At 33.1% G+C, this 5,256-nt stretch carries 4 protein-coding genes; 3 read left to right on the top strand and 1 reads right to left on the bottom strand.

The genetic code is table 11. The features are described 5' to 3' along the window. Nucleotides 1-2,329: ankyrin repeat domain-containing protein (locus H0X48_06690; GenBank protein MBA3954978.1), on the bottom strand; the 2,329-nt coding region annotated here is incomplete at its 3' end. Between the two features lie 393 nt (nucleotides 2,330-2,722). Between H0X48_06690 and H0X48_06685 the strand changes: the two genes are divergently transcribed. The 3 genes from H0X48_06685 to H0X48_06675 all read left to right on the top strand — a co-directional run bounded on the left by H0X48_06685 (nucleotide 2,723) and on the right by H0X48_06675 (nucleotide 5,110). Continuing rightward, nucleotides 2,723-3,790: an FAD-dependent oxidoreductase gene (locus H0X48_06685; GenBank protein MBA3954977.1), complete on the top strand. Its 1,068-nt coding sequence runs from the start codon at nucleotides 2,723-2,725 to the stop codon at nucleotides 3,788-3,790. A gap of 2 nt (nucleotides 3,791-3,792) precedes the next feature. After that, nucleotides 3,793-4,305 (top strand): hypothetical protein, encoded by a 513-nt coding sequence (locus H0X48_06680; protein ID MBA3954976.1) that lies wholly within the window; start codon nucleotides 3,793-3,795, stop codon nucleotides 4,303-4,305. 67 nt (nucleotides 4,306-4,372) lie between these two features. After that, on the top strand, nucleotides 4,373-5,110 hold the full coding sequence (locus H0X48_06675) for a hypothetical protein (protein MBA3954975.1): 738 nt from the start codon (nucleotides 4,373-4,375) through the stop codon (nucleotides 5,108-5,110). The last annotated feature ends 146 nt before the right edge of the window (nucleotides 5,111-5,256 follow it).

Below are 5,256 nucleotides of genomic sequence, written 5' to 3'. Positions count from 1 at the left end.
CAAGGTCTGGGTTTGCTTCTAATAAGGCTTTAACCATTTCACCATTTTTACGACGTATTGCTAAATTGAAGGGAGTTTCATCGTACTCATCTTGAACGTTAATGTCAGCACCAGCCTTAAGCAGCAATACGGTTTTCAATAAACAACCAGATGCCACAGCATAATGTAGTGGTGTCTTTTTGTAACTATCTTGAGCGTTAATATCAGCTCCCTTATTTATCAATAATCGGGCGATAGCCAGAGCTTTATCTATATGTTCTTTATTGGAAATCTTTTTTTCCATAAGTATATGCAATGGAGTTTGTCTACGTTCATTTACTGGATCAACTAATGGGATATCATTAGAAAGCAAGACCTCAACTACCGCTTTATGATAATTATTAGCAGCAAGATGCAGAGCTGTTGTATGAGGCTCGTTCACTGTATATTGATTCGTATCTTTATTATAAGATGTTGTTTTACCGTAACTATCAGTGTTTTGCCAACTTTCTTTTTCTTCGTTAACTTGTTTTCTTGTCAAGCCATTGTAAATGTTATAGGTTGAAAAAGTGTCACTATAATGACTGATTTTAGTTCCATTGAGCATAATTTCAACTAAGTTTACGTAACCATGCTCAGCAAGCCAATAGAATAGTTTTCCAACCCCAGGAACATGTCTACCCATAGACGGCCGAATATCTTTATTTTCATCCAACCAACGTGCTAAGCCGGCATTACCAGTCATATAAATTAAATCTAAAGGTGTAATACCTTGATCATTTTCAATAGTTACATCAGCACCAAGCATAACCAATTTAGTAGCTAGACTTAAATTCTTATTGGTAAGAGCTATATGTAATGGTGTTAACTTATTATACGTTAAAGCATTAATACTATTAACAGTAATACCATTTTTACGAATTTGGTCCCTAAAAGCATCAGGCATAGCACCACCATCTGGTATACTAGCAAGTACATGCAATGAAGTTATTGTAGAATTACGAACATTTTGAAGATTAACCCAGTATTTAGTCTTTTCATCTTCAATAAGATCATCTCTATCTTTATAAAGCTTAGGAACAGCTACTTCTGCAGACTTAAACGCATACTCTTCTACATAATTGCTGTACCATTCGTCTAGCTGGTTAACATGCCCACCAAACCCTTTACCACTATCAAAAGGATTAAGACCACTAGAAAGAACAGCCTGTTGTAATTGTAACTGCCTTATATAGGCAGGAGCTTGTTTAAACTGATTTAAATCTTTTATAAAAGCTCCTTTTTCAAACAAATATTCTACAATATCTTTTAGTTCATCTTGGCTTTTTTTATCTAAAAGAGAACTGCCTACTTCAATAGCTTTCTGTAAAGGACTTAAATCTGGATCTTGTAACCTAGAATTTAAATCTGTTTTAAGTATCTCCTTTACAAGCCAAGGAGAGATCAACTCAATACCTTTGTTTAAAAGCTTTAGATTGTCTGCTTTAGTATAAGCTTTAAAAAGAGCACCTCGTTTAATGAGAAAGTAGATCATATAAGGATTATCACCCTTAAGAGCTTTTTCTAACAACGTGCTATTATTAATCTCTAAATCATTATTATAAGAAAAAAGATCTCTAGTATGACAAGCTACTAATTTCTTTGCCAAAAGAGATTGACCTTTGGTAAAAGCTTCATTAAAAGTATCTACTTGATTGATAAGCTCTCTAGTCATACCATTTCCAATAAAAAATTGAAACTTAAGGCCACTTTTAATCAAGAAGTAGAGTAGTGCATCATTACATTCTTCAATAGCATAATTTAAAAGCGATTTTGAATTACTATCAAGAGCATTAATGTCACCATAGGTTAAAATCCATGAGGCAATTTTCTCTAGATGATATTCTTCAACCTTTCCAGTAGAAAAAGCTTCAATTAAATCTTTTTCTAATTGATCAAACTGCTTTTTAAGCAGTAAATTAATTATTTCTTTATTTTTATTTGCAGCAGCTATACTTAGCAACGTAGGACTAAGATCAATTTCTTCTAGGCGCATAAGCCTGGTCAGCAATAACTTAACTAAGTGGGTATTATTACTTTTAACAGCATGTAACAGTGAGTCTGAAGAAGGATCTTTAAACAAGGCAAAGTCAGAAGATAGTTTTTTAATACAGTTAAGATCTGGACGGAGTAACACTAAAGTACGAGGTAAAATTCCGTTTACAGACCACGGTATATTACCCTCTCTTTCAACTGTTTGTGTTTGAGTTATTGAAGATTTATGTGCTATTGAAGAATATGAACTTCGCATTATTTGAGTTAAAAAAATTGATAGGAAAATAGGGATTATAAATAATTTAAATAATTTCATAGATTTCACCTAAGCATTCGCGTGGTATAGCTTTAATATTTATTATCATATTGTAATTATACATTTTTATATTAAAATGTCAACTAGTTATTTTTTAGCTTATAAATATAGATAGTCTACCAAGAAATGTTTAGTTAGAGATTAAAATAGAATAACTTTGCTGGTATTAACTACTTTTAGCTAGCCGAAATTTAATCATTTTAAACTGACTAAAAGTTATGGCTGCCAATTTAGCTTAATATGCAAAGAAATTGTGCTACAAACCGGTTGATAGACCTACTATTATTAGGCTGCTCCCAATTCTAGACAAAATACATAAGGCATGTAGTGTATTTAATTTAGGCATGATAAACTTAAAAATAAAAATAATTATTATAAAAAAAGCTCTCCCATTTGAATACAAAAAAAGTTATACAGTTAACACCGCCGCAATTTTCTCCTGAACATATTAAAGAAAAGATTGTATGTATACGTGCGCATCGCGAACGTATATTTGAAGTATCAACTCAAATACGAGAAAACAAGCTTATATGTCATAATTATGGCCAAGGTGGCGCTGGATGGACTTTTCTTTTTGGCTGCGTAAATGAATCTATTCGACAACTTGAACACCAGCTTAAAGACCATGCACACTTTAAAGATAAGCCTCTAGCTATTATTGGTGCTGGCTGCTACGGCTTACTAACTGCTATACTACTAGCTCGTAAAGGTCATCAAGTACATATTATTGCCAAAGAAACTGAAGACATAGCATCGTATAAAGCTGCTGGCTTCTTTTTTCCTCGAGCTCGCAAATCATCTACACCTCAAGAGATTGCTACTTTTACAACTCTTGGGTTAGAATCATACAAAACATACAAGCAAATAATTGCCGGTGAACATCCTTTTATAAAGCAGGGACCAAAACTTATACCAGCCTACTATGGTCTTGATATCGATCCTGGCTTTGCCCCCTACATTGAGCAAGGTCTTATAGATCCACCAGAAAAAGTATCTATTGCTTTTGGCAATGGTAACTGTTATGACGTTTTTAAATACACCACACTATTTATAAATGCACCGGTGCTTATGCAAGAATTACAAAAAATAAGAATCGAGCTTGGTATACCAATAACTCAAGTAACATTAGATAGTTTTGATGATGTAAACGAATCTATTGTATTTAATTGCGCTGGATTAGGAGCTAAAGAGCTTACAAGCGATAAACGCATAGTCCCCGTACAAGGCCATTTGATAACATTGAAAAATCAGCCTAATCTAGATGAACTACAGTATATGATAAATGTAAAAGTAACTATGACTAATGCTTTAGGGAAATCGCGTGATGAACTTATCTATTTTGCACCTAAAGAATCAGGTATACTTGGTATAACATTCATCAGAGGGCAAGACTCGTTAACTGCTAATATGCATGAATTTGATCGTATCTTGGAACGATGCCATTACTTTTTTGGGAAATAACTATGAAAAATAAATTAGCATCACTTATTTTAAACAATGCTCAAACTATAACGGCGTTAGTAACGAAAGTTAATCAATCATACAAAGACAAAGTTAAACACCCTCTAACTTGGCAACAAGCTACTGAACAATTACAGAGTCTGTATGATCAGCTTGCTTTTCCCGGAGGATTAGAGCATGGTCTGCAACTACTTAAAGCACAAGATCCAAATACCACACAAATTGCAATTGATTATCTTGAGGTTAACCCTTATTTTTTTAGATCTGGTTACATAAAAGAAAAGATTATACGATTACTAAAAAAAATAAATGTATCAGAACAACAGAAAAAACAGTTACAAGAAATTATTATTAATGTAGTTAAGAATAAACCTAGAAGAGAGTTACGTGAATATGCCAGACTAGCTCTTAAAATTGGGGATGATACTTTTTACGCTCAATTACATGAAATAAAAAAAAGTTCAGATAACTTAAAAGTTAAATCACAAGTAGAGCTTATACTTAAAAATACGTAAACTAACTATAAACTACATTACTATACTACTATAATAAACACCTATACGAGATACCAAAAATAACAGTATGAATAACTTAAAGAAAAATACTATCAACAAAAAAATAAATTATGAAGATTACTCAAGCGGGCGAGTATTATATGGAGCACCTGGAGCTACAAGCTTCCCTGTGCGATTAAGTAACGAAATTTTTGAGTGGTGTGATACCTATTTTATATCAAAAAATCAACGAACTCCTTACCGTATCTACGATCCTTTATGCGGCACAGCATATTCTCTGACTGTTTTAGGCTTTTTGTATGGTTCTAAAATAAAAGCCATTTTTGCCTCTGATAGAGATAAGACTATGGTAGAATTTGCTCGTAAAAACCTCTCTCTTCTTACGCTTACAGGACTAGAAAATCGCACTCAAGAGCTGCGCAACTTTATAGATGAGTATGATAAAGACTCGCATAGAGATGCACTTAAAAGCGCTCTTCATCTTAAGAATAAAATCCCAAAAGATATCACTTTACAAACGTTTGAGTATAATATTCTTGACGCAACTAATTTGCCCCCAGAAATCACAAAGATCAACCTGGTATTTGCCGATGTTCCCTATGGAGCCCTAACTCAATGGCACGGCACTCAAGAAGGGAATAATCCCATACAACTACTTTTAAACAACGTTAAAAGTTGCCTAGATAAGTATGGTCTTGTAGTATTAGCGTTTAATAAAAAGCAAGCTTTTACCCATGATGGCTATACAAGAATTAAAACTTTTAATAAAGGTTTAAGAAAAATTTTAATACTTCAACCAACGTAAAATATTTTAGAGCTCTTGAATAAAGTGGATAAATTCTTGAGCTACTTCCTCAGGTCCACTATATGAACAACTAGCAACAATACGATAGCAATTTTGCTTTTTTACCTCGGCTTCTAAGTAATTTGCCCAATTAATATTATCTTGAA

The organism is Candidatus Dependentiae bacterium, from assembly GCA_013821315.1.
In the GTDB taxonomy this organism is placed as follows: Bacteria; Babelota; Babeliae; order Babelales; family Babelaceae; genus JACDHA01.
The sequence above is the reverse complement of the archived record's forward strand: the minus strand, read 5'-3'. Positions and strand labels throughout refer to the sequence as shown.

Coding starts and splice junctions, on each gene's coding strand:
- H0X48_06680 (MBA3954976.1), top strand. CDS start 3,793: ATGAAAAATAAATTAGCATCACTTATTTTAAACAATGCTCAAACTATA.
- H0X48_06675 (MBA3954975.1), top strand. CDS start 4,373: ATGAATAACTTAAAGAAAAATACTATCAACAAAAAAATAAATTATGAA.